This is a genomic window from Hyphomonas polymorpha PS728 (assembly GCF_000685315.1).
Classification (GTDB): Bacteria; Pseudomonadota; Alphaproteobacteria; order Caulobacterales; family Hyphomonadaceae; genus Hyphomonas; species Hyphomonas polymorpha.
Genome location: NZ_ARYM01000001.1, coordinates 70,163 through 96,510, shown reverse-complemented (window position 1 = coordinate 96,510; position 26,348 = coordinate 70,163). Strand labels below are relative to the sequence as shown.

Here is a 26,348-nt window from a genome sequence, read left to right as displayed (position 1 = left end):
GGCGCGGAATTGACGCATTTTCAACCCCAGATGATTACCGGATGATCCTGCCAATAATGGGAACCGGCCATGCGCGACCATTTGACGACGGATCTTTATGTTTATGATGGCGAATGCGCGCTCTGCTCCCGCTTTGTGCGGTTTCTGGTGGCGCATGACCTGGAGGGGCGGTTTGCGCTGATGACGGCGCAATCAGAAGCGGGCCGGGCGATCTATCGCGCTGAGGGGCTTGATCCCGATGCGATGGAGACAGCCCTGCTGCGCATTGACGGGCGGATTTACCGCAATCTGGATGTGTTTACCGAGACGCTGGTGGCGATCGGCTGGCCCTGGAAGGCGGCGGGCCTTCTGCGCGCGCTGCCCCGGCCGGTTGCCGGCTGGCTATACCGGCGGGTGGCGAACAATCGCAAGCTGCTGCAGCGCGGGCAATGCCCCCTGCCCTCAGACGAGATCCGGGCGAGGCTGATTGAATAGGCGTATCCTCATCATCGGCGGATATGGCGTATTCGGCGGAAGGCTGGCCCGCGCGCTGGTCCGGGCCGGGTATACGGATGTTGTCGTCGCGGGACGGAATCTTGCGGCAGCCGAAGCGTTCTGCCGGGAGGCAGGCGGCACGCCCGCGCAACTGGATACGGACACGGAGGATTTTTCCGCGCAGGTGGCCGCGCTGGCGCCCGCCATTCTGATTGATGCGGCGGGCCCTTGGCAGGCCTATGGCAACGCGCCTTATGCCATTGCGCAGGCGGCGATCGCCTGCGGGGCGCATTATCTGGACCTCTCCGACGATGCCGCATTCACCGCAGGCATTGCCACGCTGGACGCGGATGCGGCCGCCAGGGGGCTCACGGTCCTGTCAGGCGTTTCCAGCGTGCCGGGCCTGTCTTCGGCGGCGGTGGAGGCGCTGGCTGCCGGACTGAGTGAAATTGCGCTGATCGACACGGTGATCCTGCCGGGCAACCGGGCGCCGAGGGGGAAATCCGTCATCCGGTCCATCCTCTCGCAAACCGGAAAGCCGTTGGAACAGCGGGAGGGAGATCAGTGGAAATCCGTAAACGGATGGGGGTCAATCCGGAGTGTGACGCTGGAGACGCCCGGCACCGCGCCCCTGAAAGGCAGGTGGGCCAGCCCGATCGGCGCGCCAGACCTGCGCCTGATGCCCGGCCGATATGGCGCAGCCAGTGTGCGCTTCAGCGCAGGGCTGGACCTCAAACTCATGCATGGCGGGCTGTGGGCGTTGGGGCAGCTCGTCTCGCTGAGACTGATCCGGTCTCTGGAAAGCTGGACGGGACTTCTGAAATGGGTGGCCGAACGCCTCGCTGCGTTTGGCAGCGACCGGGGCGGGATGGGCGTGGAGGTGACCGGCTTTACGGCGCAGGGAACGTGCGAGCGCAGAAGCTGGACCCTGATTGCCGAAGCAGGCGACGGGCCCGACATTCCGGCCGTCCCGGCACGGATCATGGCCGGGAAGATACTTGCGGGCGAGACATTGCCAGGCGCCAGGGCGTGCCTTGGCGCGTTTTCGCTGGCGGAAGCGGAGGCGGCCCTGAAGACGCTGCGCGTGACCACCGCGCAGACGGCGGCGGCGCAGCCGATGGTGTTTGCCGCAGCGATGGGGGATGAATTCGGGGCGCTGCCTGTGCCCCTCAAGACGCTACACCGCGTGGCGCATGTACATCACTGGCGGGGCGAGGCAGACATTACACGCGGCGGGGGTCTGCTCTCAAGAATGGCCGGCGCGCTGGCCGGATTCCCCCCGGCTGGGCGCGCGGTGCCCGTGCTGGTGACCATGCAACGGACCCGGACCGGCGAAACCTGGACGCGCCAGTTCGGAGCCCGAAAGTTCCGCTCTCACCTACGCCGGGCGACGACCGATCCGGCGGGCATGGTCCGTGAACGGTTTGGCGTAATGGAGTTTGCCATTCCGCTCACCCTGGAGGGCGCGCGGCTGGCATTTCCCGTGCACTCCGGGCGCGTATTTGGCGTGCCCCTGCCCCGCTTTCTGCTGCCAGTGAGCGAGACATATGAGAGCGTGACAGGGGACGGAGCCTGCCAGTTTGACGTATCGATCCGCCTGCCGATGATTGGCCTCGTGGCGCATTATCGCGGATGGCTGAAGCCTGCGCTCCCTACCCCATAGCGTCGCGGACGAGGTCTTCTTGGGCTTCGCGGAGGATGGCTTCCATGGCGGAGGCGCCGAAGACGGGCTCGCGGCCGACTTCCAGCATGACGGGCACGGCGAAGGGGCTGATCTTCGCCAGGGGCTTGTGGACGATGTGGCCATGGATGCGGGCCAGCATGTCTGACAGGCGGCGCACATCAAGGAGGCCGGTGGCGGCGTCGGCGCGGGTGGCCTGCAGCAGGATGTGATCAGGCTCATGGCTGCGCAGGACATCGAAGATGAGGTCGGTTGAAAAGGTGACCTGGCGGGAGCTTTTCTCCGCCCCCGGAAGGTTCCGGTGGATGAGGCCGGAGATTTGAGCGCAATGGGCGAAGGTGCGCTTCATCAGGGCGCTTTCATCGAGCCATTCTTCCAGATCATCGCCCAGCATGTCCGGATGGAAGATCGCGTCCATATCCAGGCCGCGCATATCCTCCATGCCCCAGACGGCCATGGCATATTCGCTGGCGACGAAGCCGACTGGCTTGGCCCCGGCGCGTTCGAGGCGGCGGGTGACGAGCATCCCCAGCGTCTGATGGGCGAGGCGCCCCTCGAAGGGATAGGAGACGAGATAGTGCCGGTCTGCGCGGGGGAAAGTTTCCACGAGCAGATGATCCGGCGGCGGAATGACCGAGCGCAGCTCCTGGATCTCGAACCATTCGCGCACGGGGTCTGGCAGGTGTTTCCACGCTTCCCGGTTGTGGATCATGTGGCGCACGCGGTCTGCCAGGAAGGTGCTGAGCGGAAACTTGCCGCCATTATAGGTGGGGATGGCGGGGCTGTCTGACTGGGCACGGGCGCAGAGGGCATCCATGCCGTCAATACCCAGCAGGCGGAGGATTTCACCGCCGAAGAGGAAGGTGTCTCCGGGCGTCAGCAGGCTGAGGAAGTATTCTTCCATTTCGCCGAGCTTGCGGCCGGGGCGTATTATTCTATTGCTCGGCGCTGTTGCTCCGCCTGCGGCGGAGCGCGCCTGCGCCTGCGCTTTGCTTGTGGGGGTGGCGACCGTTGGCTTGGCATTGCTGGGCTGCCCCCCTCCGCCCCTGCGGGGCACCTCCCCCGCAGGCGGGGGAGGAGAAGGTTGCCCTGCAAAACTGGCGAGGCGGACGCTGAGCATGGGAGCTTCGACGATGGCGCCGATGTTCATACGGTGGGCCTGTTTGTCGCGCGGGGTGCGGGCGACCCAGAGGCCGTCTGCGCGGCGGACGATGCGGTGGAACCGGTCATAGGTCTTGAGGGCATAGCCGCCGGTAGCGACGAAATCGGCGATGCGCTCGAAGGTTTCCCAGTCGAGATCGCGATAGGGCTGGGCGCGGCGGATTTCGTCATAGAGGGCGGCGAGGTGGAAGCCTTCGCCGCAGGCGCGGCCCATCACATGCTGGGCGAGAATGTCGAGTGCGCCGTTTCGTGGCCCCTCCCCGTCGATTTCGCCGGCCTCGACGGCGGCTTCGGCGGCGCGGCATTCGAGGACTTCAAACCGGTTTGTAGGCACAAGGATGGCCTGGCTGGCTTCGTCCATGCGGTGGTTGGAGCGGCCGATACGCTGGATGAGGCGGGCCGCGCCCTTGGGGGCGCCCATCTGGAGGACGAGATCAACCTCGCCCCAGTCTATCCCCAGATCGAGGGTGGAGGTGCAGACGACCGCTTTCAACTGGCCCGCCGCCATGGCGGCCTCCACCCGCTCGCGCTGGTCACGGGCGAGCGAGCCGTGATGCAGGGCGATGGGGAGGCCGTCTTCATTGGCGGCCCACAGTTCCTGGAAGAGAAGCTCTGCCTGGCTGCGCGTGTTGACGAACACCAGCGTCATCGTGGCGTCGCGGATCGCCTCATAGACTTCCGGCACGGCGAAGCGGCCGGAATGGCCCGACCAGGGGATACGCTCGCGGGAGACGAGGATGGAGATGTCGGGGGTGAGAATGGAGGGGGTCTCTATAATCCGTACACGGTTTTCTGGATTGCTCGCCGCTATTCCCTCGCCCGCGGCGAGGGGCGGCTGCGCCTGCGCTTTGCTTGTAAGCCCCCTCACCCCTTTGGCGGGAGGGGTGGAAGGTTGCGCGGCGAGGCTGCGCACGTCGAGCCAGCCGGCGAGGTGTTCCGGGTCTCGGACGGTGGCGGAGAGGCCGAGGAAGCGGCAGGTAGGGGACCATTCGGCCAGCGTGGCGAGACCGAGGGCGAGGAGATCGCCGCGCTTGGAAGGCACGATGGCGTGGATCTCGTCGATGATGACGCATTTGAGATCAGCGAAGAAGCTGGCGGCGTGATCGGAGGCGATCAGCAGGGCGAGCTGTTCGGGCGTCGTCAGCAGGATGTCCGGCGGGGTCTTGCGCTGGCGCTGGCGAATATGGGGGGCGGTGTCGCCGGTGCGCGTCTCGATGCGGATGGGGAGCGCCATCTCCGACACCGGCGTCATCAGATTGCGCTGAACGTCGGCGGCGAGGGCTTTGAGGGGCGAGATGTAAAGGGTGTGGAGAGAGGGAATGTCAGAGTTGGACTTGGGGCGCTCTGCAAGCTCAATCAGGGTGCCGAGGAAGCCTGCCAGCGTCTTGCCGCCGCCTGTGGGAGCGATGAGGAGGGCGCTGGTGCCGGACAGCGACGCCTCTGCCAAGGCAAGCTGGTGGGGCCGGGGCGACCAGCCGCGCGCGGCAAACCACGCCTCGAAGGCGGGCGGCAGGCGGAAGGGAAGCGGGGCGGTGTCGGCCATGGGAAGATTAAACTAGGGCAAGGCGCGGCGTCTGGCTCTTTCATTTTGCGGCGGAAAAGCAGAAGTTGCACATCGCCTGCAACCTGATGGAGCCAACTGATGCGAACCCGCCTGTTTCTGACCGGACTTTGCGTCATCCCCCTTGCCCTGCCCGCTAGCGCGGACGCGCTGCTGGAAAAGGCGCGCAAGGTGTCCAAGGAGGGCCCGGCTTATCTCTTTGACATGGCGTTTGATGACGGGGCGCAGCGCTTCACCATCAAGGTGGACCAGGCCCAGCCCGAAGGCGCGCGGGTGGTTGCGATGACGCCGGAGCCGGCCTCGCTGAGCGGGGACGCGGCCAAGCGCGGCGAGCGGCTGAAAAGCGAAACCAAGGGCGACATCTGGTGCAGCGGCTTTACCGAAAGCATTCCGGCAGGGGCCAAGCGCGTTTCGGAGACGGGCAGCACGGCGACCTACAACTTCACCCCCCTGCCCGGCGACGACAAGAACATGCGCGCCATGGTGAAACATCTGACGGGCACGGCCGTGCTGGACAAGGCGACGGGCAATGTGCTGGCGTTTGAACTGGCCGCGCCGAAAGCCTTCAAGCCGGCGATGGCGGCGAAGATCGACACGTTCAGCATGAAGGTGGCGTGCAAGGCCGCGCCGGACGGGCGCAGCCATATCGACACGTTTACGATGCAGGTGGCGGGCAACGCCATGATGCAGGACTTCCGCCAGACCGAAACACGCAAGGTGTCGAACCTGAGGGCAGCACCGCAATCGGGCTACGGAGCGCCATAAGGGCGGCAGACGCCGGCCTCCGCGCGTGCGGAGACCGGCGCGGGAAGGTGTCAGCGCAGGCGGCGGGGGGCCGGGGCGTTTTCGGCTTCGGCGGCGCGGCGCAGGTCCTCGGCGGCCAGGCCGCGGTCTGCATCGGCCGCCTGGATTGCGCGGCTGACATCCAGCACGAAGCGCTCAATCTCGAACCGGGCGCCGCCGATCATGTCATAGCCCTGACGCACGATGACCGTGTTGAGGGTGGGTATGATGACGATATACTGGCCGCGATTGCCGGCGGCATAGAAGGTGCCTTCGGGCACGCCGGGCACATTGTTCATCAGCCAGAACTGGGCGCCATAGCCGCCTCTGGAGGCAGCGTCTGCCGGCTGGGCCGGGGCGGGTGTACGGACGAATTCCACCCAGCCTTCCGGCAGCAGGCGCTCACCGGCCCACATGCCATCCTGCAGGTAAAGCTGGCCGATGCGGGCAAGATCGCGCCCCGTGGCCCAAACCTGGCTGGAGGAGATGAAATCGCCGTTCCAGTCGATCTCCATCGTGGTGCGCACGGCGCCGATCTTGTGCAGGACGGCTTCATACGGGAAGCGGTGGAAGCGGGTGTCATCGGCCATCGCCTCACGCAGGGCGCGCATGGCGATGACGGTATCATTATTGGCGTATTTGAAGCGGGAGCCGGGCTCCACTTCGAGGATGCCGGTGGCGGCCTGATCGACCACGCGGCCGCCGCCGAAATACAGGCGATCCGTGCGCGAACCGTTTTCGCCGCTGTCGAGGCCGCTGGCCATATGCAGCAGGTGGCGGAGGGTGATCTCGCGGCGGGGATCTGCGCCCTTGTTCCAGGCGGCGATGACGGCGGGATAGTCAATGTCGATCAGGCCCTGGCGGCGGGCAGCGCCGATGAGGGTGGCGGTGAGGGATTTGCCGACCGACCAGGTGCGCTGGGGCGTTTCATGCTCGACGCCGCGGGCATAGCGCTCGGCCACGACCTGGCCATCGCGCACGACGATGACCGAACTGGTCCGCGTGCCGGCGCCATAGGTCATTTCATCAAAGGCGGAGATGACGGGCATTTCCAGCCGCTCGGCCTCTTCCAGGCGCAGCTCCAGCTTCACATTCGAGCCGATGGCGCTGCCCCGGTCCTGGGTGGTGTATTCGGGCCAGGCGGCAAAGCGGGGCAGAAAGTCGATAGCCTTTTCAGTGGCGCCGACGGGCAGCTGGGTGCAGCCGAAACCGGGACGGTAGGCCGCCATGCGGGGCGGCATCAGCGGGGAATAATCGACCGAGACGGTCTTGCGGGCCTGATCGATCCGCGCCGGGGGCAGCTGGTCGAAATAGCGGGCATAATCGGGATAGATGCCGGAAAGCTCGTTCTGGTCGAGTTCCTGCTGGGTCTGGCGGGCGACGAAGAGGCCCGAACAGGTGAATGTGGCCTTCCATCCGGCGGCCAGGGCGCGCTGCGTCTCCTCGGTGGTTCCACCTTCCTGGGCCATAGCCGGAAGGGCGAGCGGGATCGACAGGGCCAGCGCCGCAAGGGCTGCGCGGAATGTGGGCATGGGCGAGTCTCCTAGGCTGGGCGCAAGTGTAGGCAGGCGGGCGGTTCGGGCAAGCCCGGCGCGGCAGTTTCCGGGCGGTATTCACCACCAGTTGACCGGGGCTGCCCGCCGGGCGTTTATGAACCAACGCGATGCTTTCAGAGGGGACCATTGGAATGCGACGCACCCATTACGCCTATGCAGGCGCTGCCCTGACACTTGGCCTGATCCTGGCGGGCTGTGACCAGGTGAGACTGCCGGGGCTGAACCCGGCTTCCCCCGATCCGGCCAGCAAGGCAGACGGCGCCAGCGGCGGCTATACCGAAGCCGACCTGCAGCCGACGCCCGCGGAGATTGAGGCCGAACGCGCCGAGACGGCACGCAAGGCCGAAGAAGCGGCAGCGGCCGCGGCAGAAGAGATGCCTGCGGCGGGGGCGAGCCGCGAGCCGGGCGAGGCCGCAGCCTCTGCCCCGGATGCGCCCTCAGAGGAGGAGGCGAGACTGGCGCCCGAAACGGCGCTGGCCGCGACGCTGGGCCTCGTCAATGCGACCCGGTGCAGCCTGCCGGCCGGGGCGGCGCCGACGCCAACCGTAGCGATGGCCGCCGGGGCGACCGAGCTGGAAGAACCGATGGCGGGCACCGAAGCGGTGAACGCGCTCGCCGCGACGCTGGGCGCGTTTCCCGGCATCGTGAAGATCGAGCCCCGCCGGGCCGAGCCGACGGGCGCGGTGGCCAGCGGCCATTGCGGGGCCGTGCGGGTGGCGCGCAACTGGTTTGTGACGGCGGCCCATTGCATCGACGAGCCGTTCGACGAGATCCGGGTGATCGGCGAGGCGGCCAATCTGCGCAGCCCGGAGGCCAAACGCGCCTCGGCCGAATATGCCGTGTGCCATGCAGGCTATCAGGGAACGGACAATGGCTATGCCAATGATATTGCCCTGGTGCATCTGAGCGAGGATCAGGTGGCAGGCCTTGGCAATGTGCCGGTGGCGCGGTTTGGCGCAACCAGCCGGCCGCTGGCGCCGGCGAATTATCCCATCGGCGAGATGGCCGGCTGGGGCCTCACCCGGTTTGACGGGCAGCTGTCCAACGACCTTCTGACCACGCGGCTGAAGATCACCCATGCCGGGCCGGCGGCGATCACCGTGGCGAGCGACAATGGCGCGGGCCCGTGCATCGGCGACAGCGGCGGGCCGCTTTATGTGACCGAGGCCGATGGCAGCAAGACGGCGGTGGGGATTCTCTCCGTTGTCGAACAGAACCGCACGACCGGGCATTTCTGCGAGGGGGAATATAACGGCCGCTATACCAACCTGCAGGGCTATGGCGACTGGATCACCTCAGTGATGGCGCTGTGTGACGCCGATCAGGGCGCCTGCCGCTGATCCGGGGATGGACGGAGGGGTGGGCCGGTCTATAGTTGGAAGACAGCGAAAGGGCCGCCCCATGCAAAGCCGGACACTTCCCCTTCTGGTCCTGATCGTGGGCATTCTGCAGCCGCTGGCCGGCGCGCTGGCACCGCTGACGGGCATCGGGATTCCTGTGGGCGACGCCAACCGCGCCGCCCAGGCGCCAGAGCAGCCCATGCCGCTCTTTTTCTCCATCTGGGGCGTGATCTTTGCCGTTTACATTGCCTTCGGCCTGGCCGGGCTGCGCAAGCCGGAGAGCTGGCCGCAGGCGATCGGTCTGCCGCTGCTGCTGGCGGGGGTGGGCAACATCATATGGATGCTGAGCGCCCAGCTGTTGAACCTGCAGCTTCTGAACTTCATTCTTCTGGGGCCGATCTTCCTGTTTGCCTGGCTGGCGGCGCGCAGCGCGCATGACCTGCGCGGCGGGGCAGCCTCTGCCAGCTATTATATCGGGGCGACGGCCAGCGGGCTGCTGGCCGGGTGGATTTCTGCGGCGACGGCGGTGTCGATCCCGCTGACAATCCGTAACCTGACCGGGCTGGGCGAAACGGACTTTCCCTGGCCGATGTTCTGGGCGACGCTGGGCAGCGCCGGGGTGTTTGCCTGGCTGTTTGCCAGCCGCATCAGCGCCAGCCTCTGGTATTTCGCCGCGCTGGGCTGGGGCATCCTGGGCATCGCCTTCCACAACTGGGTGGAGACGGGGATGCACCTTATCGGCCATATCGCCTTTGGCTGCCTCATTCTGCTGCTGCTGGTGAGGCTGACGCGCGGTGCAAAGCCGGTTAGACCGGCGCCATGACGATACCTGCCGACACCACGCGCCTGCTGGCGCAGCTGAACATCGATACGTCCACCTGGCCTGTCTGGCTGGCGGCGTCCTGGCCACATATGGTCAAGTGGAGCCTCGTGCTGGCTTCCGTGGTGCTGATCTGGCTGCTGGCGACGGCGGTGAAGCATATCGTGCGGTTCACCGGCCAGCGGCTGACCCCCAAGGACAAGGAGTTTGAAGGCTCCGCCTGGGATCTGATGGCCTCTGTGGCGCGGGTGTTTGCGCTGATCCTCTTCTCGCCCCTGCCGCTGGGCCTGGCTGGCTATGACTGGCGGACGCTGGTGGAGACACGGGGCCCGGGCGCGATGGCGGCGGTGGCGATCCTGTTCTTTGCGCTGATGGGCGCCAACATGATTGCCCGCTCGCTGCGCAAGTTCGGCGAAAAGGCCCACGCCCATGCCGGGGCCGACGACACGCTGATCGCGTTTTCCGCCTCGCTGATCAAATATGTGATCTTCGCCATCGCCATCGTGATGGCGCTGATCCAGCTCGGCTTTCCGGCCGCCTCGCTGGCCGCCGTGCTGGGCGCGGCGGGCCTTGCGATTGGCCTCGCCTTGCAGGACACGCTGAAATCGGTGGCGGCCGGGGTGATGCTGGCGGTGTTCCGCCCGTTCCGGATCGGGGATTTCGTGACGCTGGCAGGCCTGGACGGGGAAGTGACCAATATCACGCCCTTCACCACCTCGCTGAAGCAGATCGACAACAAGATCGTCTCCATCACCAATGACAAGGTGTGGGGATCGCCGCTGATCAACCACACGCTCCAGCCCTTCCGCCGGATCGATCTGATCTTCGGCATTTCCTATGATGATGACATCGACAAGGCGCTGCAGATCCTGCGCAGCGCGGCGGAGAACCATCCGCAGGTGATCGGCTATATGCCGATCTGGGCGGGCGTGCGGTCGCTGGATGACTGGTCCGTCTCGCTGACCCTGCGGGCCTGGGTGGCCACGCCCAATAATTTCCAGGTGCGCGCCGACCTGATGAAGACTGTCAAACAGGCGCTCGACCGGGCGGGCATCACCATCCCCTTCCCGACCTCGACGCAGTATCAGGTGGAAACACCGCCGCGCGAAAGACGGCCTGAAGATGAGAGCGAGACCGCGCCCTCACCGCCGGCCGGACGCGACACGAGCGGATAAGCCACGCCATAGAACCAACCCCCTTCAGACTGAAAAGGAACACCCCACCGCCCGAACAGCCGTATGCTGAACAATGACAGCAGGCTCACCTCAAAAGGAGACTGACATGGAAGACACAATGACGCCCCAGGCCATCTGGGAGAATTTAGGCCCCTATCTGCTGCCCTTTGGATTGAGGGCGATAGGCGCCCTGGTTCTGGTGATCGTGGGGCTGCGGATCGCAGGCTGGCTGGCCGGTCTGGTGCGAAAGCAGGCGGTTCGCAACCCGCAGATTGATGCGACCCTGTCGAACTTCTTTGCCTCGCTGGTTCAGTGGGCGATCATTGCGGCGGTCGGGATTGCCACGCTGCAGGTGTTCGGGGTGCAGGCCACGAGCTTTGTGGCGGTGCTGGGCGCGCTGACGCTGGCGATTGGCCTGTCGATGCAAGGGGCGCTCGGCAATATCGCTTCGGGCGTGATGATCATGGTGTTTCGCCCCTACAAGCTGGGCGACTATATCGAGGCGGCCGGCGTGGCCGGAACCGTGAAGGATATTTCCCTCTTCCAGACCATCCTGGCGACCCCGGACAATATCAAGGTGATCGTGCCCAACAGCCAGGCCATCGACGATGTGATCAAGAACTATTCCGGCTTCGACCGGCGGCGCGTGGATGTCACCTTTGGCATCGATTATGACGACGACATGGACAAGGCGATCCGCATCATCCAGTCGGTGATTGACGCGGACGCGCGTGTTCTGCGCGATCCTGAGCCATTTGTGCGGGTGGTCAATCTGGGCGACAGTTCGGTGGACATTGCCTCGCGCAGCTGGGTGAATTCGGCAGATTACTGGCCGGTGCGCCTCGACATCACACACAAGGTGAAGGCGGCGTTCGACCGGGAAGGCATTTCCATTCCGTATCCGCACCGCACTGTGGTTCAGAAGGTGGCGGCAGAATAAGGCGCCCTTCCGGGAAACGGGCGGCGGGATTAGACTGGAAACATGATGGACCCGTCTGATCCCCCGCGCCCCGCCGCCACGCCGGAACCCGAGCCGGTGACCGCAGCGCCGCCGCCCCCGCCGGTCGCGCCAGTCGCGCCGCCCGAGAAGCGGCCGCTGCTGAAGCGCCTGTTCGGCATCAGCCTCTGGGGGGCGCTGAAGCTGCTGGGGCTGTGTATCCTCACCGGTTTTTTCGTGATGGCGGCGAATTTTGATCCCGGCAATCCGGACTTCAACCTGGCCGAAGCGCTGCGCGCGATCCTGCGGCAATCCTTTGCGGCGCTGGGCTGGGCGATCACGAATTTCTGGCAGCCGGCGCTGGCCGGGGCGCTGGTGGTGCTACCGGTCTGGGTGATCTGGCGCGTCGTCAGCCTGCCCTGGAGGAAATGAGGGGGCAGCTTCCGCGACGTAGCGGCTGGCGGCGGGATCAGGGCACCTGTACGCTCGTTAAGGACATATGAGGGAGGACCAGAAATGGACGTATCGAAACTGATGTTCCGCGACGGGCTGATGAAGGATGAGCGCATCCTGGTCACCGGCGGCGGCACCGGCCTTGGCAAGGAAATGGCCGAAGGCTTTCTGAAACTCGGCGCTGAAGTGCATATCTGCGGGCGCCGGGGCGGCGTGCTGGAAGAGACCGCGAAGGAATTGATGGACAAGCATGGCGGCAAGGTTGTGCCCCATGCGTGCGACATTCGCGTGGCCGAAGCAATCACCGAGATGAATGACGAGATCTGGTCCAAGCATGGGCCGCTGACCGGCCTGATCAACAATGCGGCGGGCAATTTCATTTCGCGTACGGAGGATCTGTCGATCCGCGGATTCGACGCGATTTCGAACATCGTGTTCCGCGGCAGTTTCTACATGACGCATGACATCGGCAAGCGCTGGATTGCCGAGAAGAGGCGCGGCAATGTCTGCTCCATCCTGACGACCTGGGTGTGGAATGGCGGGCCGTTTGTGGTGCCCTCGGCGATGTCGAAGGCGGGGGTCAATGTGATGACGCAATCCCTGGCTGTGGAGTGGGGCCATTACGGGCTGCGCTTCAACGCGATTGCGCCGGGCCCCTTCCCGACCGAGGGCATGTCGAAACGCCTTTCACCCGACGCTGAGGGCGCCGAGCGGATGGACCGGGGCGTGGCCAATCCGATGGGCCGGGTGGGCGAGATGCACGAACTGGTGAACCTTGCCGTATTCCTGATGGCACCGGGCGCCGAATATGTGAACGGCCAGACGATTGCCATCGACGGGGCGATGTATAACGCTTCGGGCGGCAATTTCAGCATGCTGACGGCCTGGGGCGACGAACAATGGTCCGCCGCCCGCGAAGCCATCGAAGCGACCAACGCCAAGGACCGCGCCAAGCGCACGGTTTGAGGGTTTTTCCGGTGGGCTGAGCATCAGCCCACCGCTTCCTTCACGGCGGCTTCATAGGCGTCCAGCGCGGTCAGCCATTCGGTTTCGGCTTTGGCGGCCTCGGCTTCGAGTTTGCCGCGCTCGATGGAGAGTTCGGTCATCTTCTGCGGGCTGAGGCCGGTTTTTGAAAGCTCGGCATCGATCGTCTTTATACGGGCGTTTGCCTTCTCGAAGGCTTTTTCGGCGGCGTCTGCCTTTTTCTTCAGCGGGGCGGCCGCTTCGCGGGCCTGGGAAGCGCGGCGGCGCTGCTCGGCCTTGTCGGCGGGGGCCTCTTCGATGACCGCAGCCTTGGCGGGGGCAGCTTTTTCGCGGTCTGAACTCATCACCAGAACGCGGTAGTCGGCGAGGTCTCCGTCATAGGGGGCGACCTTGCCGGCTTTGACGAGCCACAGTTGATCGGCGGTGGCCTCGGCGAGATAGACATCGTGCGTGATGAGCAGGACGGCGCCGGCGAAATCGTTGAGCGCGTAGATCAGCGCTTCGCGGCTATCGATATCAAGGTGGGAGGTCGGCTCGTCGAGGATCAGGATCTGCGGTTTCTGCAGGCCGATGAGGCCAAGGATGAGGCGGACTTTCTCGCCGCCCGAGAGCTTCTCGACCTTGGTTTCGACCTTCTCATGGGAAAAGCCGAGCTGGGCGGCGACCGAGCGCTGTTTGGCGACCGGCGTGTCTGCGGGCAGCGCGCGCATGACGTGTTCGAGGACGGTATCCCCGATGGTCAACTCGTCGAGCTGGTCCTGCGAGAAGTAGCCGATCTCGACTTTCTTGGGCATCCGGCGCTTGCCGGCCAAGAGGGGCAGGCGTTCGGCGATGGATTTGACCAGCGTGGTCTTGCCCTGCCCGTTGGTGCCGATGATGGCGACGCGGTCATCCGGATCAATGCGCAGGCGCACGCCGCGCAGAATGACCGCCTGCGGACCATAGCCCATATCGGCGTCTTCGATCTCCAGCAGCGGCGGAGCGAGCACGGTTTCCGAAGCGGGAAAGTTGAAGGGCGCGGTGCGCTCTTCCAGGGGAATGGAAATCTCCTGCATCTTTTCCAGCATCTTGATGCGGGATTGGGCCTGACGGGCCTTGGACGCCTTGGCGCGGAACCGGTCGACGAAGGATTGCAGGTGGGCGCGGTCCTTGTCCTGCTTGGTTTTCTGGCTTTCAAGCTGGGCAAGCTTGGCCGCGCGCAGCTTCAGCCAGTCATCATATCCGCCCGGCGTGATCGTCAGCTTACGGTGTTCCAGCGCCATCGTGTGGGTGACCGAGCGGTTGAGCATTTCGCGGTCGTGGGAGACGATCAGGACGGTGTTGGGGTAGCGGCGCAGATAGCCTTCGAGCCAGGCGGCGCCTTCCAGGTCAAGATAGTTGGTCGGCTCGTCCAGCAGCAGCAGGTCTGGCTGGGCGAAGAGGGCGCCGGCGATGGCCGCGCGCATGCGCCAGCCGCCCGAAAACTCGCGCGTGGCGCGGGAGAGATCGGCATGGGTGAAGCCAAGGCCCATCAGGATTTCCGAAGCGCGCGCCTCGGCAGACCAGGCGTCGATGTCCAGAAGGCGGGCGTGGATGTCGCCGATCCGGTCCGGATCGGTGGCGGTTTCGGACTCCAGCATCAGCGCGTGGCGTTCGGCGTCAGCTTCGAGGACGACATCGAGGATGGTCTGATCGGTGGGGGCCACTTCCTGGGCGACCCAGCCGAGGCGGGCGCCGTTTTGCAGGCGGATGGCGCTGTCCCTGGCGGGGGCGGCGATTTCCTCGCGGATGAGGCGCAGGAGCGTGGATTTGCCCGTGCCATTGCGGCCGATGAGGCCGACTTTCCAGCCGGCGGAGATCCGCGCGGAGGCCGCGTCAAACAGCGGGCGGGCCTCAACCCGGTAATCAAGGTTCCTGATCTCAAGCATGCGGCGGGCTTTACCCTGCTGCGGCGCAAAAGGCACCCCGTTTTTGCAACGCAGCCATATCGTCGCATAAGTGTTTTCCGTCCTTTTCTTCTCGTTGTGCAGTGCACAAATTCCCCTCATGAACACGCACACCTTCTCGACCCGCCTGAAATCCGGGGATGCGGTGTATCTGCGGCCCATCGGGCCGCGTGACCGTGCCCGGGAAGTGGCGCTGATTGCCGGATTTTCCGATCATTCGCGGTATCTGCGCTTCTTTACCGGGGCCAAAACTGTTCCGGAGGCCGTGATTGACCAGCTGGTCAATGTAGATGGCTATCATCACATTGCCTGGGGCGCGCTGGACCTGGAGACGGCGGGGGCGCCGCTGATGGGCGTGGTGCGCGCGATCCGCCGGGATGGCAGCGATGTGGCCGATCTGGCGATGGGAGTGCTGGATGCCCACCATGGCAAGGGGCTTGCCCGGCTGCTTATGGCGGCGGTGGTGCATGACGCAATCGAGGCGGGCATTACGCGCTTTGCCGCCGATACGCTGGCGGAAAACCATGCGGCGCGCGCGCTGTTCCGGGCGATGGGCGGCCATGCTGCCGGGCGCGACGGGCTGGTGGTGACGTTCGAGTTTGATGCGGCAACGGCCGCAGAGCGCCTGGACGAGATGGTAGCGCCCGAAGCGCTGGCCGATCTGCGCGAGGCGCTGGGGCCGAGGCGCCCTGCCCCGGCCCGCGCGCCGTCAGATCAGAGCGCCTGAGCCTCAGGCAGCGCCGTCGAGAATATCCTTGAAGCCGCTGGGCGCGTGCTTGCCGAGGAAAAGCTGCTCATAGGCGGCGACACCGACCGAGGATTTTCCATCGGGGCCCTTATGGGTGGCGCGGACGATTTCCTGGATGTGGAGGTTTTCGATCTCGTGCCAGGGGGATTTGGCCACGTCATAATCTTCGCGCGCGGTCATCAGCTGGTCGCCATGGAAGACGCCGTGGCGGTATTTGGCGTGGTTGTAGCCGATGCCTTTCATGAGGAAGGTGCCCATCGGCTCGTAATCCACCGTGTGCGGACGGCCTTCATGATCCTTCGCGGTGAGGGTGGCCGAGGCCATCCGGCGGGTGCCCTTGGCGTAGCGCACATCCATGTTCACGTCGCCCATATGCATGCCTGCGCCCTGGGGCGCGCCATCCATGACGATGGAGGTGCGCGTGTTCCAGGGCTCGCCATGCTCGTCATGGTTCACATGGTAGAACATCGAGAGGTTCTGGAAGTTTGTCGGCACCCAGATCCAATAGAATTGCGGCGGCACGGGCGGGTGCATCGGCTGGGGATCGGGCGCGCCGATGGGGCGCACGCCCCAGCTGCGATCCCGCGTGCCGGTGAAGCTATCCGGCGTGACGGCGATTTCCTGGCCATCGATGCGCAGCTTGCCCGACCATGTGCCGTTCTGCGTCATGCGCGTGAGGTCCATCATCATGCGCGGGCCGATGCGGCGGGTGAAGCGCGGCTCCTCGATCGGGAAAGCGCGGCCGGTGAACTCGACATCCAGCGCGATGCCTTCGGTCTCTTCCAGCTTCAGGCGGATGCGTTTCAGCGGCTCCAGCACGGTGACCGAGAGGCCGCCGACATAGGTGTCCATCCGCTCCATGTTGAGCGGGCGGGAGAAGAAGACCGAGGATTGCTTGCCATCGCGCAGCACGGAGACGGCGCCATCGATGACGTTAAGATGGGGGTAGACCCCCATGGCGGCGGCGAAGAAGGTTTTGCCGTCGGCGCTGTAGCCGTTGAAGAAATACCGGTCATAGAAGTTGCGGTCCGAGCCCGAGAAGGCCACCGGCTCCGGCGTCTGGTGGATGGGGTATTCGTCTCCGGCAGTCAGCATGGGGCGTTCCTTCCTCTGGGTGACCTCTTGGCGGGTGGGTCTCAGCGGGTAGGTTTGCAAGGCGGCGCGCGCGGATCAAGCGGTGCCGCGACGGGAGGGGCCCATGACAAAGTTCACCGCCGATGAGGCCAATGCATTTCTGAGCCAGGCGTTTCCGGGCCGCGGGCACCAGAACCAAGTGCTGGTGATGGAGACGGGCCGAGCCGTGATCCGGCTGGAAGCGGACGAGACGCATCTGCGTCCGGGCGGCTATATCTCCGGCCCGACGCAGATGAGCCTGTGTGACACCGCCGCCTATATGGCGATCATGACGGTGACAGGCTTTGAGCCCATGACCGTGACCAGCAATCTCAACATCAACTTCCTGCGCCCCTGCATCGGCAAGGTGGTGATTGCCGAAGGCAAGCTGATGAAGATTGGCCAGGCGCTGGCGATCATTGAGGTGGATGTGCGGATTGAGCACGCTGACAAGCCGGCGAGCCACGCTATCGTGACCTATGCCCTTCCCCGGAAGGGCTGACCGTTCCTGATCCCGTGCGAAGGTTTGCGATGAACCGGCTTATCCCTGCTGCGGCGCTTGTTGGTTTCCTCTCCGTCGCCTTGGGCGCGTTTGGCGCCCATGCGCTGGATGGCCGGCTGACGGCGCAGGGCGCCGAGTGGTGGCACACCGCAACGCTTTACGGGCTGACGCATGCGGGCGCGGCGCTGGCGGCCGGGCTATCCGGCCGGGGCGGCAAGATTGCCGCAGGCGGATGGATGATCGTGGCAGGCGCGGTGATCTTTGCCGGGACGCTCTATGCCATGGCGCTGGACGCGCCGCGCTGGCTGGGGGCTGTCACGCCGGTAGGCGGGATCAGTCTGCTGGCAGGCTGGGTGATGATCGGGCTGGGCGGGCTGAGCGCCGCCCGCACGGCTCAGGACGTTGTGCCGTAAGAGCCGGTATAGCGTTCGGCCAGATCATCGGCGACGCGGCGGGCATCATCGATGGCATCGGAGAAATTTCCAAGCTCGGCCTCGATGGGGCTGACATCCAGATCGGCGCGAGCCGAAACAATGTCCAGCGCCTCACGGAAATTGCGGTGGGCCATCTGCGCACGGACGAGTGCGCGCTCATAGGCGATCACATCATTGCGGTTAGAGGCATCGCTGCGCGAATTGTCGAGCACTTCGCGCGCTTCCAGGGTGACGCCTTCCAGACCCTTGCGGGCTGATTCGCTGTCAGCGGAAATCTTGGCGAGCACCAGAACCGGGGCACGCGTCCCTGCCCCGATATCGGACGCATAGGCCGGGGGCATCTGCTCCGAAGCGCTCCGTCCCCGGATCAGCAGGTCTGCAAAGCCGGCCAGGCCCTTGTCGGCCTCTGCCCAGCCCTTGGCGGCAAGATGGTCGCAATAGGCATCGGATGATTTGCGCAGCTGCGACTGGCTCTTGGTTAATGCGGTTTCAACCGTGGTTTCGCCGGGCACAACCGAAACAGTTGCGCATCCCGCCAGAAACCCTAGGGATACACAAACAAGAACGATACGCATCAATTCGCCAACCGCCAAAAGCCAGTTTCCCCAAGTGTTGTTAACACTATGGGTGTGAATAAGATAAGTCCAGTCACGAGCGTCATTGTGGCAGACCATAAGTGAAGAGCGCATGAACAGACGCCAGTCTCGCCGTATATTGTATCACCGGCATGAACCTCATGCCTCCGGACGGCTTCGCGTCTCGGATCTGCATGAAATCTACTGGGAAGAATCAGGGAATCCGAAGGGCATTCCCGTGGTCGCCCTGCATGGCGGGCCCGGCGGGGGCTCCAGCCCGGAAATGCGCCGCTTCTTCGATCCGGACCGCTACCGCATCTTCCTGTTCGACCAGCGCGGATGTGGCCGCTCGACGCCGCATTCGGAGCTTCGGGAGAACACGACCTGGGATCTGGTGGCCGATATCGAGGCGCTGCGCGAACATGTGGGGGTGTCAAACTGGCTGGTATTTGGCGGCTCCTGGGGCTCAACCCTGGCGCTGGCCTACGCGGTGACGCACACCAGCCGCGTGCTGGGCCTCGTGCTGCGCGGGATTTTCCTGGTGACCAAGGCCGAGATCGACTGGTTCTACCAGTCCGGGGCGAGCCGTCTGTTCCCGGATGCTTACGATATTTATGTCGCCCCCATCCCGCATGAGGAACGGGGCGATCTTCTGCATGCGTTCCATAAGCGGCTGACGGGCAGCGACCCGCGCGCCCGGATCGATGCGGCCCGCGCCTGGGCACAATGGGAGGGCCATACCCTCTCAATCAAGGGCCCGCTGACGACGCCACCGCGCTTCAATGAGGATGATTTCGTTGACGCCTTTGCCCGGATCGAATGCCATTATTTCGTCAATGGCGGCTTCTTCGAGAAGGATGGCTGGCTGCTGGAACAGGCGAGGCTGAAGCTCGGCCGGGTGCCCGGCGTGATCGTGCATGGCCGGTATGATGTGGTCACCCCGCTCTCAACCGCCTGGGAGCTGACCAAGGCCTGGCCGGCGGCGCAGCTGCATGTGGTGCCCGATGCCGGGCATTCCTCCATGGAGCCCGGCATCATCGACCGCCTGGTGCAGGCGACCGATGATTTTGCGGACAAGCTGAGCGCGCGAACGAAGGCTTAGGGGCTGAAGGGCGAGTTCCAGCGGCCCACAGATCAGAGGGCGCTTTCCATATTCTGTTTCAGGGCAAGCGCCCCTGCCCTCATCAAGGGGCCGACGTCATCGATGGCGGCGTGCGGTAACAGGTCGGCCGTCCACACGAAGCGGCAGGTGCCATCATCTGCCGCCACGACCTGCATCGACGCGTTGTGATGGACAAACGCGCTCTCAATCACGGCATAGGCGATCCGCATGCGGTCTGCATCGACGTCAATGATCCGTTCCTTGACGACCATACCGTTGGCAAAAGTTGCGATGCGCACATCGGCCGACTCCAGCCGGCAACCGGACAGGACGGGCGCAAAGATCTTGTGCGCCTCTCCAGTTGAAGCCAGCGCGGACCAGACGGCATCAGCCGGCGCGTTAATCCCGATATCCAGGTGAACCGAAGCCATCAGCGACCCTCCCCCATACATACGGCTTCGACATTGTTGCCGTCCGGATCGATGAGGAAGGCCGCGAAATAGCCGGAGCCATAGTCTGGCCTCAGGCCGGGCGCGCCATTATCGCGGCCACCGGCGTCGAGCCCGGCCTTGTAAAACGCGCTGACGGCGTCGCGGCTGGCGCTCTTCAGGGCGATATGGGCCGCGCTTTGACCTGGGCCTGCCGAAAGCCACAGACAGGGTTTGCCGGGTGGGCCGAGACCCGCGCTGGACGCGTCCTGCGCACAGATTTCCACGCCCAGCGGAGCGAGGGCTGCAGAATAGAACCTGACACTTGCACCAATATCCCTGACCTTCAGGCCAATATGATCAAACATGAGCACTCCCTTTCAGAAGGGCTCACCCTAGCGCTGACGCTGCCTGCCAGACTTGGAGAATCTTGCGGTCGCCTTCGGACATCCTTCGGAATGCGCCGGGCGTTACGCCGGCCGCACGCTTGAAGGATCGCTGAAAATTGGAGAGGTCTCCGAAACCGGCACTGAGCGCGATCTCTGTTACAGACTGATCCGTGCCAAGGAGCATCTCTGCCGCATGACGCAGCCGGCAGCTCACCCAGAACTGGTTGGGCGTTGCGCCCACGACCTTCGAGAAGATGCGCAGGAAATGAAACGGGCTGAGCCCCGCCTGCTGCGCGGCGGCGTCCAGGCTGAGTTGGCCTTCGTGATTGGCCTCTATCCACTCCGTCGCCCTGATGACGCGGACCCGGTCAAGGCTGGACGGGGAAAGACGGGCCCGCGCATCGCCGCGCATAACATCGACGAAGCGGGCGGCGAGCAGCATGCCCGTCTCGGCCAGCGACAAATCGGTGGTGCGGGCCGCTGTCGCCTGCGCCAGCGCGCCAAGTGTGCTGAGCGCAGAGATGGGGGGCACCGAAACCCGGCTCCATACTGCCCGGTCGCCGCCGATTTCCTCTGCGAGCGCGGCCGAGAACTGGAAGGACAAGCATTCGTCCCCGCCATGATGGTGATCATGAGTGCAGGCAAACACGTCGCCGGGCGCGCCTACAAAGAACCCGCCCGCAAAAAGCTCGTGGCGCTGTCCCCGGGCCTGGCAACCGAAACTCCCCCGGCGGACAAAAGACAGCGAATACCGCTCGTGCACTTCCTCGAACGGCGCATCGCCGGAAGAGGCCGTGCACACATAGTCTATGACCCTGAGGTTCTGGTCTTCAGAAAGCGTAGTCATTGTTGAAGCGGCGCGGCCAAAAGCTGATGTGGCAGCTGAGACTGCCACTCGCTTTTTATGAATTCGCCGCGCCCGAATGGCAATGACCGGTGGATTTCCCGCCGTCACTCCGTGTCTCAATGCGCGACGTGCCTACTCCTGCAGCGTCAGATCGTAGTTCGGGCCGAGGAGCATCTCGAGCGCGCCGGGGAGCTGGACGTGGTACTGGTCCTGGATCTTGTCGAGGAAGCCGAAGACCAGGACGAGGCCGATGAAGGGCGGCACGAACCAGCGCATCAGGAAGCGCCAGAGGTTCATGATCGTGCCCTCCCCCAGTTCCGAGGTGAGCATGTCGCGGCTGAGGATCCAGCCGGCGAAGATGGCCGCGAGGAAGCCGCCGAGCGGCAGCAGCAGGCCCTCGGTCATGAAGTCCATGAAGTCGAGATATTCCAGCGAGAAGACGTAAGCCGCGCCGACCATGAAGAGGACGAAGCCGACGCCGATGGCCGCGCCGAAACGGGTGACGCCCTGGCGTTCCTCAAGCCACGACACCGACACTTCCATCAGCGAGATGGACGAGGTGAAGGCGGCAAAGAGGGCAAGCGCGAAGAAAACGATGGCGAAGATCGCCCCGCCGGGGATCGCCTCGAACGCCACCGGCATGGAGACGAAGAAAAGGCTGGGCCCGGCATTTTCCGGCAGGCCAGCGGCAAAGACGATGGGGAAAATCGCAAAGCCCGCGATCAGCGACACAAACGTATCCGACCCGGCCACGATGGCGGAGGATTTGGGAATGTTGGTCTCGCGGTCGAGATAGGCGCCATAGGTGATCATCAGGCCGACGCCGACACCGATGGAGAAGAAGGCCTGGCCGAGGGCGGCCAGGAAGGTCTTGAAGCCGACATCCTCCCATTTGGGCTCGAAGATGAAGGCGACCGTGCGGGCAGTGTCGCCGGTGGCGACGGCAAAGCCGACGACGACAATGAGCATGACGAAGAAGGCCGGCATCAGGATAGTGGCGGCCCGTTCGATGCCGCCCTTCACCCCGCGCCCGACGATGAACACGTTGGCGGCCAGGAAGACGCCCAGAAGAGCGAGGATGTACCATTTGGACGGCATGGGATCTTCGCCCTGCCCGATGGTGTTGGCGAAGTTCTGGCCCGATTCGGCCGCTGTGGTGCCGTGCAGGTCTCCGCCGATGGCCTGGATCAGATAGGCCAGAAGCCAGGCAGAAATGACGACATAGAAGCTGAGGATGAAGAAGGCCGTCAGCGAGCCGATCCAGGTGACCAGGCCCCAGTTCTGGCTGCGGCTTTCGGCGCGGGCGAGCGACTGGACGCCCTCAATGGCCGACATGCCGGACTTCCGGCCCATCGAATATTCCGCCATCAGCAGCGGCAGCGCGATGAGCAGGACGCAGAGGATATAGATGAGAATGAAGGCGCCGCCGCCATTCTCGCCGGCCGTATAGGGAAACCGCCAGAAGTTCCCCAGCCCGACGGCAGATCCGACCGAAGCCATGATGAAGCCGAATCGCGAGCTGAAAGTGTCTGACTTGCGGCCAATATCTGCCATGAATCCCGCTCCCCGTGGAAATGTTTGGCGGGACCGTAGCGTCAAGCGGTGAGAAATCAACGCAATTGGCGCATCAGGGGGTCAAATGGGGCCGTGGGTGGTCATCTTCTCATCCCGGTGAAGATGGGCCGACAGGATCAGGCCGAAACAGGCCATGACCGTGATCAGCGCCGTGCCGCCATAAGAGATCAGCGGCAGGGGCATACCCAGCACCGGCAACAGGCCCAGAACCATGCCGCTGTTGAAGATGGTGAAAAAGGCGATGGTGGAGGTGGCCCCGATGGTGGCGAGGCGGCCAAACCAGCTGCGATTGCGCGCCGCGACCCGGAAGGACCAGACAAACAGGAAGGCAAAGACCGTGAGCAGGCCCACCGTGCCGATGAAGCCGAACTCTTCCGCGATCACGGTGAGGATGAAGTCTGTATGCTGTTCGGGCACATATTCCTGCTGGGACTGGATACCCTGCAGATATCCCCTGCCGCTGACCCCGCCTGCCCCGATGGCGATCTTGGCCTGCTCGATCTGGTAGCTTTCCCCCAGACCGTTTGTGGTCTGGCCGGTGATGCCGGCGATCAGCGTATCGACGCGCTGGCGCTGATAGGGCTCCAGCACGAAGGCGTAGATGGCGGGGACGGCAGCGATCCCGGCGAGGATGGCGCTGACCACATAGCGGTAGCCGATGCCGGCGAAGAAGACGATCATCATGCCGGAGGCTGTCAGCGCCAGGGCGGTGGAGAGGTTGGGCTGCTTGAAGACCAGCGCGGCGGGAATGAGGATGATGGCGAGGGCGCCCAGATGCACCCAGAGCGGCAGGCTGCGCCCGTTGAGCGGCATCATGCGCTGGTAATAGCTGGCGACCGCCAGGGTGACGGCGAGCTTTGCCGGCTCTGATGGCTGCAGCACGATCGGCCCGACCTTGAGCCAGCGCGCCGCGCCCCCGCCCATGATGCCGAAGAAATCGACCAGCACCAGCAGCACGACAACGCCGAGATAGGCGAGCCAGGAGAGCCGCGCCCAGACGCCGAGCGGCAAGAGCGCCAGGAGAACCATCAGTACCCCGCCGATGGAGAGGCGCGTCAGCTGCTCACGCCAGAGGCCCGCCTCCTTGGCCGAGGGGGCCTGGACGACAGGATCCCAGCCGACCGAAAACAGCATGGCGACGCCGACAAGGCCGACGCCGAAAATCAGAAGGACAATGCCCCAGGGCATCCGTGCCAGCTTGCTGAAGGGGCCAAGCTCTGCGAACTGCAGGGTTGAGGCGGCCGTGCGCACGCGCGCTTCGCCCCTGGTAAAACCGGTGAAACCGTCACGGCTCATGCAGGGTCACCCGGCTCCGGTTCCGGCGTGGTGGAGGCGCGCTGGGCATAGGTAGGAGTGCGCCCGCTATTCATCCGGATGGCGGCGGCGAGGATATCGCGCGCCACAGGCGCCGCCGTGCGCGAGCCGCCCTCGCCATGTTCGACGATGACGGAGATGGCGTATTTGGGATTGTCCGCCGGGGCATAGGCCACGAACAGGGCATGGTCGCGCAGCTCGCGCGCGATGGCGTCGCCGCCCCGCACGACCCCGCTTGCGCGTTCTGCAGCCGTGATGCGCCGCACCTGCGCCGTGCCCGTCTTGCCTGCGAGGCGCGGCCCGCCAAGGCCAAGATCCCCCGAGCGCGTGGCCGTGCCGCCGCCTTCGGAGGTGACGCCATACATGCCCGCCTTCATCCGCTCCATGACAGCCGGATCGAGCGGCTCGTCCAGCAGGGCATCATCTTCATCATTGGGGCCAAGGCCGATCATCCGGGGACGTATCGGTGCGCCGGTGGCCGCGATCCGGGCCGTCATCAGGGCAAGCTGCAGCGGCGTGGTGCCGAGCTGCCCCTGCCCGATACCGAAGTTCAGCGTTTCGCCTTCAAACCAGGGCTCACCCCGTGCCTTCTGTTTCCAGGCAGGATCGGGCACAAGGCCGCCCCGCGCGCCCGTCATGCCGAGTACCCAGGTGTGGCCGAAGCCGAACTTGCGGGAGACTTCGGCGATCTTTTCCACGCCCGCGCGCCGCGCGATTTCGTAGAAATACACGTCGCACGACTGTTTGATGGCGTCGTGCATGTTCATGGCGCCGTGCCCCCCCCGCTTCCAGCAGTGCCAGGTGCGGTTGCCGAACCGGTAATGGCCGGAGCAGCGGATACGTTCTTCCGGCTTGATCACACCGGCTTCGAGCGCGGCGGTGGCCACGACCATCTTGAAGGTCGACCCCGGCGGATAGACCCCGCCATGGGCGCGCGGATAGAGCGGCGAACGCGGATCATCCCGCAACACCGCATAATCGGCGCCGGAGATGCCGTTGACGAAGCTGTTGGGATCAAAGGCGGGTGTGGAGACCATGGCGAGGACATCGCCATTCTCGATGTCGATCACCACGGCTGCGCCGCTTTCGCCCTCGAACCGGTCAATTGCCGTGCGCTGAAGCTCGGCATCGATGGTGATGTAAAGATCCTTACCCGGAACAGCGGCCTGTTTGGGATCCTGCTCCAGTTCCCAGAGCGGGCGGCCATGAGCGTTGGCCACGACGCGGCGGCGACCGGGGCGGCCCCGCAGCCAGTCTTCGGCAAAGCGTTCCATACCCTGGCGGCCGGTGCGCATGTCCGGATGGCGGAACATTTCCTGATAGATGCGCCGGTCTTCGGGCACGAGGCCGTCGGTCATACGCTCAAGATCCTCGGCGCTGGCGCGGGCAACATAGCCCAGCACATGGCCGAAATCGCGCCCGCGCGGATAGGACCGGGTGGACGCCATCTGCACGTCGACACCCGCCATCTCCACGGCATGCACCTGCATGCGGGAAAATTCCTCGAAGGTCAGCTCCTGCGCAACAATCACCGGCAGGAAGGCTGCGTTGCGGCGGCGGGCGTTGCGGATTTCCTCGACCAGCCTTTCGCGGCGCGCGTCGGGCAGATCAATCAGGTTGGAAATGCGATTGAGGACCGTTTCGGGATCGCTCATCTGCTCGGGAATGACGGAGACGCGGCCTGCCTGGCGCTGGGACGCGAGGGGGCGCCCGAACCGGTCGAGGATCTGGCCACGCTCGGGCGGGGCCATCACCAGTTTCACATGGTTGGCCTCGGCCAGATCCTGATAGCGCTCTGCCTCCAGGAACTGCAGCTGGAACAGGCGGCCCACCAGCGTGGCCCAGACAATTCCTCCGACCCCGGCCGCCATGAACATGCGGCGGTCGAACATCTCATCGGCATTCTTGCTCTTGCGGCTCATGTCGTCTGCCCCGGTGGTTCACCTGGCCTGCGCCCGAGATCGAACATGCGATATCCCACGAGATACACAAGCCCTGTCGTGATGATGGAAGCCAGGATCGGCGTGGAACGCACAAGATGATCGCTTGTGACGCTGGCGAATATCCAGATCAGCACCAGCGCCACGAGCAGCATGACCACGGGGCCCAGCACCGCCACGAAGGCATCGCGCATGCCGTCTGTCTGCTGCGTAAAGCCCGCGCTCAGTCCGTACACGGCCAGATTGATGACCGCAAAGCATCCCAGCGGCGCGTTGGATACGATGTCCTGCATCAGGCCGAACAGCAGCAAGAGGATCATCGGGCGAATGGCGAGCCCCACCTTGCCCCAGCCCATCGCGCCCCAAAGGGCAGCAAAGGGCCAGGCAATGGCAATGCCGAAAATTTCACGCGGCAGCATGCCGATGGCGCCGGTCAGCACGATGAAGAAAGCACCGAAGGCGAGCCGGGCACTTGGCGCTGTCTGGCTCCACAGGGACTTCTTCCGCCGTCTGAGCTTTCCGCTGGCCATG

At 64.8% G+C, this 26,348-nt stretch carries 25 protein-coding genes; 13 read left to right on the top strand and 12 right to left on the bottom strand.

The window, feature by feature from the left end:
• Nucleotides 1–69: 69 nt before the first annotated feature.
• The gene (locus tag HPO_RS00545) at nt 70–474 is read left to right on the top strand and encodes a thiol-disulfide oxidoreductase DCC family protein (protein WP_035593166.1); all 405 of its coding nucleotides are present in this window, start codon (nt 70–72) and stop codon (nt 472–474) included.
• Nucleotides 467–2,137: a saccharopine dehydrogenase family protein gene (locus tag HPO_RS00540; RefSeq protein WP_035593165.1), complete on the top strand. Its 1,671-nt coding sequence runs from the start codon at nt 467–469 to the stop codon at nt 2,135–2,137. Before HPO_RS00545 ends, HPO_RS00540 begins: the two co-directional genes overlap by 8 nt.
• On the opposite strand, the gene HPO_RS00535 is transcribed toward HPO_RS00540, so the two are convergent.
• Nucleotides 2,127–4,859, bottom strand: a complete 2,733-nt coding sequence (locus HPO_RS00535) for a ligase-associated DNA damage response DEXH box helicase (protein WP_035593163.1) — start codon at nt 4,857–4,859, stop codon at nt 2,127–2,129. The genes HPO_RS00540 and HPO_RS00535 overlap by 11 nt on opposite strands.
• A 99-nt stretch (nt 4,860–4,958) precedes the next feature.
• Here HPO_RS00535 and HPO_RS00530 point away from each other — a divergent pair, with 99 nt between their 5' ends.
• Nucleotides 4,959–5,642, top strand: a complete 684-nt coding sequence (locus HPO_RS00530; RefSeq protein ID WP_035593161.1) for a hypothetical protein — start codon at nt 4,959–4,961, stop codon at nt 5,640–5,642.
• Nucleotides 5,643–5,692: 50 nt separating this feature from the next.
• Here the strand turns inward: HPO_RS00530 and HPO_RS00525 are convergent, their stop codons facing one another.
• Nucleotides 5,693–7,192: a serine hydrolase domain-containing protein gene (locus HPO_RS00525; RefSeq protein WP_035593159.1), complete on the bottom strand. Its 1,500-nt coding sequence runs from the start codon at nt 7,190–7,192 to the stop codon at nt 5,693–5,695.
• Nucleotides 7,193–7,347: 155 nt separating this feature from the next.
• On the opposite strand from HPO_RS00525, the gene HPO_RS00520 reads away from it, so the two are divergent.
• From HPO_RS00520 to HPO_RS00495, 6 genes are all read left to right on the top strand, one after another.
• Entirely contained in the window at nt 7,348–8,556 is a 1,209-nt protein-coding gene (locus HPO_RS00520) for a S1 family peptidase (protein ID WP_162173986.1), read from the top strand.
• Nucleotides 8,557–8,617: 61 nt separating this feature from the next.
• Nucleotides 8,618–9,379, top strand: a complete 762-nt coding sequence (locus HPO_RS00515; RefSeq protein ID WP_035593154.1) for a hypothetical protein — start codon at nt 8,618–8,620, stop codon at nt 9,377–9,379.
• Nucleotides 9,376–10,551, top strand: coding sequence for a mechanosensitive ion channel family protein (locus HPO_RS00510; protein ID WP_051612116.1), 1,176 nt, complete (start codon nt 9,376–9,378; stop codon nt 10,549–10,551). Before HPO_RS00515 ends, HPO_RS00510 begins: the two co-directional genes overlap by 4 nt.
• 106 nt (nt 10,552–10,657) lie before the next feature.
• Complete coding sequence (locus HPO_RS00505; RefSeq protein WP_035593152.1) at nt 10,658–11,491, top strand: mechanosensitive ion channel family protein; 834 nt, start codon at nt 10,658–10,660, stop codon at nt 11,489–11,491.
• A gap of 42 nt (nt 11,492–11,533) precedes the next feature.
• On the top strand, nt 11,534–11,920 hold the full coding sequence (locus HPO_RS00500; RefSeq protein WP_157532580.1) for a hypothetical protein: 387 nt from the start codon (nt 11,534–11,536) through the stop codon (nt 11,918–11,920).
• An 84-nt stretch (nt 11,921–12,004) separates the two neighbouring features.
• Nucleotides 12,005–12,907 (top strand): SDR family oxidoreductase, encoded by a 903-nt coding sequence (locus HPO_RS00495; protein ID WP_035593150.1) that lies wholly within the window; start codon nt 12,005–12,007, stop codon nt 12,905–12,907.
• A gap of 23 nt (nt 12,908–12,930) precedes the next feature.
• Here the strand turns inward: HPO_RS00495 and HPO_RS00490 are convergent, their stop codons facing one another.
• On the bottom strand, nt 12,931–14,832 hold the full coding sequence (locus HPO_RS00490) for an ABC-F family ATP-binding cassette domain-containing protein (protein WP_035593596.1): 1,902 nt from the start codon (nt 14,830–14,832) through the stop codon (nt 12,931–12,933).
• A gap of 118 nt (nt 14,833–14,950) precedes the next feature.
• Between HPO_RS00490 and HPO_RS00485 the strand changes: the two genes are divergently transcribed.
• Nucleotides 14,951–15,577, top strand: a complete 627-nt coding sequence (locus tag HPO_RS00485; RefSeq protein WP_051612114.1) for a GNAT family N-acetyltransferase — start codon at nt 14,951–14,953, stop codon at nt 15,575–15,577.
• 3 nt (nt 15,578–15,580) lie between these two features.
• Here the strand turns inward: HPO_RS00485 and HPO_RS00480 are convergent, their stop codons facing one another.
• Nucleotides 15,581–16,693 carry an Rv3169 family protein gene (locus HPO_RS00480; RefSeq protein ID WP_035593147.1) on the bottom strand — a complete coding sequence of 371 codons (1,113 nt, stop codon included), beginning with the start codon at nt 16,691–16,693 and terminating at the stop codon, nt 15,581–15,583.
• Between the two features lie 103 nt (nt 16,694–16,796).
• Here HPO_RS00480 and HPO_RS00475 point away from each other — a divergent pair, with 103 nt between their 5' ends.
• Both HPO_RS00475 and HPO_RS00470 read left to right on the top strand, forming a co-directional pair.
• The gene (locus HPO_RS00475) at nt 16,797–17,213 is read left to right on the top strand and encodes a PaaI family thioesterase (protein ID WP_035593145.1); all 417 of its coding nucleotides are present in this window, start codon (nt 16,797–16,799) and stop codon (nt 17,211–17,213) included.
• Between the two features lie 29 nt (nt 17,214–17,242).
• A complete protein-coding gene (locus HPO_RS00470) occupies nt 17,243–17,626 on the top strand; it encodes a DUF423 domain-containing protein (protein ID WP_035593143.1) in 384 nt (127 codons plus the stop codon).
• On the opposite strand, the gene HPO_RS00465 is transcribed toward HPO_RS00470, so the two are convergent.
• Complete coding sequence (locus HPO_RS00465; RefSeq protein WP_157532578.1) at nt 17,608–18,222, bottom strand: hypothetical protein; 615 nt, start codon at nt 18,220–18,222, stop codon at nt 17,608–17,610. The two genes, HPO_RS00470 and HPO_RS00465, sit on opposite strands and share 19 nt — an antisense overlap.
• 112 nt (nt 18,223–18,334) lie before the next feature.
• Here HPO_RS00465 and pip point away from each other — a divergent pair, with 112 nt between their 5' ends.
• Nucleotides 18,335–19,324 (top strand): prolyl aminopeptidase, encoded by a 990-nt coding sequence (pip, locus tag HPO_RS00460; protein ID WP_035593138.1) that lies wholly within the window; start codon nt 18,335–18,337, stop codon nt 19,322–19,324.
• A gap of 32 nt (nt 19,325–19,356) precedes the next feature.
• Here the strand turns inward: pip and HPO_RS00455 are convergent, their stop codons facing one another.
• The 7 genes from HPO_RS00455 to HPO_RS00425 form a co-directional block, all read right to left on the bottom strand.
• Complete coding sequence (locus tag HPO_RS00455; protein ID WP_035593136.1) at nt 19,357–19,755, bottom strand: SRPBCC family protein; 399 nt, start codon at nt 19,753–19,755, stop codon at nt 19,357–19,359.
• Nucleotides 19,755–20,120, bottom strand: a complete 366-nt coding sequence (locus HPO_RS00450) for a VOC family protein (protein WP_035593135.1) — start codon at nt 20,118–20,120, stop codon at nt 19,755–19,757. Before HPO_RS00450 ends, HPO_RS00455 begins: the two co-directional genes overlap by 1 nt.
• A gap of 22 nt (nt 20,121–20,142) precedes the next feature.
• The gene (locus HPO_RS00445; RefSeq protein ID WP_035593133.1) at nt 20,143–20,988 is read right to left on the bottom strand and encodes a helix-turn-helix domain-containing protein; all 846 of its coding nucleotides are present in this window, start codon (nt 20,986–20,988) and stop codon (nt 20,143–20,145) included.
• 132 nt (nt 20,989–21,120) lie between these two features.
• Nucleotides 21,121–22,542, bottom strand: a complete 1,422-nt coding sequence (locus tag HPO_RS00440; protein WP_035593130.1) for a sodium-dependent transporter — start codon at nt 22,540–22,542, stop codon at nt 21,121–21,123.
• An 81-nt stretch (nt 22,543–22,623) separates the two neighbouring features.
• Nucleotides 22,624–23,859 (bottom strand): rod shape-determining protein RodA, encoded by a 1,236-nt coding sequence (gene rodA / locus HPO_RS00435; protein ID WP_241767841.1) that lies wholly within the window; start codon nt 23,857–23,859, stop codon nt 22,624–22,626.
• Entirely contained in the window at nt 23,856–25,799 is a 1,944-nt protein-coding gene (gene mrdA / locus HPO_RS00430; protein WP_035593128.1) for a penicillin-binding protein 2, read from the bottom strand. Before mrdA ends, rodA begins: the two co-directional genes overlap by 4 nt.
• Nucleotides 25,796–26,347 (bottom strand): hypothetical protein, encoded by a 552-nt coding sequence (locus HPO_RS00425; protein ID WP_035593126.1) that lies wholly within the window; start codon nt 26,345–26,347, stop codon nt 25,796–25,798. Before HPO_RS00425 ends, mrdA begins: the two co-directional genes overlap by 4 nt.
• Nucleotide 26,348 lies beyond the last annotated feature (1 nt).

What these genes read in the sequence shown, in the direction of transcription:
- HPO_RS00545 (WP_035593166.1), top strand. Translation starts at nt 70, where the DNA reads ATGCGCGACCATTTGACGACGGATCTTTATGTTTATGATGGCGAATGC.
- HPO_RS00535 (WP_035593163.1), bottom strand. Translation starts at nt 4,859, where the DNA reads ATGGCCGACACCGCCCCGCTTCCCTTCCGCCTGCCGCCCGCCTTCGAG.
- HPO_RS00530 (WP_035593161.1), top strand. Translation starts at nt 4,959, where the DNA reads ATGCGAACCCGCCTGTTTCTGACCGGACTTTGCGTCATCCCCCTTGCC.
- HPO_RS00525 (WP_035593159.1), bottom strand. Translation starts at nt 7,192, where the DNA reads ATGCCCACATTCCGCGCAGCCCTTGCGGCGCTGGCCCTGTCGATCCCG.
- HPO_RS00520 (WP_162173986.1), top strand. Translation starts at nt 7,348, where the DNA reads ATGCGACGCACCCATTACGCCTATGCAGGCGCTGCCCTGACACTTGGC.
- HPO_RS00515 (WP_035593154.1), top strand. Translation starts at nt 8,618, where the DNA reads ATGCAAAGCCGGACACTTCCCCTTCTGGTCCTGATCGTGGGCATTCTG.
- HPO_RS00510 (WP_051612116.1), top strand. Translation starts at nt 9,376, where the DNA reads ATGACGATACCTGCCGACACCACGCGCCTGCTGGCGCAGCTGAACATC.
- HPO_RS00505 (WP_035593152.1), top strand. Translation starts at nt 10,658, where the DNA reads ATGGAAGACACAATGACGCCCCAGGCCATCTGGGAGAATTTAGGCCCC.
- HPO_RS00500 (WP_157532580.1), top strand. Translation starts at nt 11,534, where the DNA reads ATGATGGACCCGTCTGATCCCCCGCGCCCCGCCGCCACGCCGGAACCC.
- HPO_RS00495 (WP_035593150.1), top strand. Translation starts at nt 12,005, where the DNA reads ATGGACGTATCGAAACTGATGTTCCGCGACGGGCTGATGAAGGATGAG.
- HPO_RS00490 (WP_035593596.1), bottom strand. Translation starts at nt 14,832, where the DNA reads ATGCTTGAGATCAGGAACCTTGATTACCGGGTTGAGGCCCGCCCGCTG.
- HPO_RS00485 (WP_051612114.1), top strand. Translation starts at nt 14,951, where the DNA reads ATGAACACGCACACCTTCTCGACCCGCCTGAAATCCGGGGATGCGGTG.
- HPO_RS00480 (WP_035593147.1), bottom strand. Translation starts at nt 16,693, where the DNA reads ATGCTGACTGCCGGAGACGAATACCCCATCCACCAGACGCCGGAGCCG.
- HPO_RS00475 (WP_035593145.1), top strand. Translation starts at nt 16,797, where the DNA reads ATGACAAAGTTCACCGCCGATGAGGCCAATGCATTTCTGAGCCAGGCG.
- HPO_RS00470 (WP_035593143.1), top strand. Translation starts at nt 17,243, where the DNA reads ATGAACCGGCTTATCCCTGCTGCGGCGCTTGTTGGTTTCCTCTCCGTC.
- HPO_RS00465 (WP_157532578.1), bottom strand. Translation starts at nt 18,222, where the DNA reads ATGCGTATCGTTCTTGTTTGTGTATCCCTAGGGTTTCTGGCGGGATGC.
- pip (WP_035593138.1), top strand. Translation starts at nt 18,335, where the DNA reads ATGAACAGACGCCAGTCTCGCCGTATATTGTATCACCGGCATGAACCT.
- HPO_RS00455 (WP_035593136.1), bottom strand. Translation starts at nt 19,755, where the DNA reads ATGGCTTCGGTTCACCTGGATATCGGGATTAACGCGCCGGCTGATGCC.
- HPO_RS00450 (WP_035593135.1), bottom strand. Translation starts at nt 20,120, where the DNA reads ATGTTTGATCATATTGGCCTGAAGGTCAGGGATATTGGTGCAAGTGTC.
- HPO_RS00445 (WP_035593133.1), bottom strand. Translation starts at nt 20,988, where the DNA reads ATGACTACGCTTTCTGAAGACCAGAACCTCAGGGTCATAGACTATGTG.
- HPO_RS00440 (WP_035593130.1), bottom strand. Translation starts at nt 22,542, where the DNA reads ATGGCAGATATTGGCCGCAAGTCAGACACTTTCAGCTCGCGATTCGGC.
- rodA (WP_241767841.1), bottom strand. Translation starts at nt 23,859, where the DNA reads ATGAGCCGTGACGGTTTCACCGGTTTTACCAGGGGCGAAGCGCGCGTG.
- mrdA (WP_035593128.1), bottom strand. Translation starts at nt 25,799, where the DNA reads ATGAGCCGCAAGAGCAAGAATGCCGATGAGATGTTCGACCGCCGCATG.
- HPO_RS00425 (WP_035593126.1), bottom strand. Translation starts at nt 26,347, where the DNA reads ATGGCCAGCGGAAAGCTCAGACGGCGGAAGAAGTCCCTGTGGAGCCAG.